General features: G+C 71.8%; 2 pseudogenes. One reads left to right on the top strand and one right to left on the bottom strand.

The features are described 5' to 3' along the window. Positions 1–434 (bottom strand): annotated as a pseudogene (locus MKK63_RS00010) (ATP-binding cassette domain-containing protein); the annotation flags it as partial. On the opposite strand from MKK63_RS00010, the pseudogene MKK63_RS32110 reads away from it, so the two are divergent. Next, positions 430–496: pseudogene (locus MKK63_RS32110) on the top strand (ATP-binding cassette domain-containing protein); the annotation flags it as partial. The pseudogenes MKK63_RS00010 and MKK63_RS32110 sit on opposite strands and share 5 nt — an antisense overlap.

Raw genomic sequence — 496 nt, 5'->3', positions numbered from 1 at the left:
GTCTCGTCGAGGGCATCCGTGAATTGCAGGTTCGCAAGCTGCGCGTAGAGCGCGCCCTGCGCCAGCAGGCTCTCGTGGGTCCCCGTCTCGACGATGCGGCCATCGTCGAGGACCAGGATCCGGTCGGCGGCACGAATCGTGGCGAGCCGGTGGGCGATGACCAGGGTGGTGCGCCCCCGCATCAGGGTGTCGAGGGCAGCCTGCACAGCGCGTTCGGATTCGGCGTCGAGCGCCGAGGTCGCCTCGTCGAGGAGCAGGATCGGCGCGTCCTTGAGGATCGCGCTTGCGATGGCGATCCGTTGCCGCTGGCCGCCCGAGAGCGTCACGCCGCGCTCGCCGACCTGCGTGTCGTAGGCCTGGGGCAGGGCCGGGAGGACGCCAGGCGCGTGGGCAGGCTCGGCGCCATGCCGGACCTCCGCCTCGCTCGCCTCGGGCGGCCAGCGGCAACGGATCGCCATCGCAAGGGCGATCCTCAAGGACGCGCCGATCCTGCTCC

The organism is Methylobacterium sp. J-088 (genome assembly GCF_022829295.1).
Taxonomy (GTDB): Bacteria; Pseudomonadota; Alphaproteobacteria; order Rhizobiales; family Beijerinckiaceae; genus Methylobacterium.
This window is presented reverse-complemented; position numbering and strand designations above follow the sequence as displayed.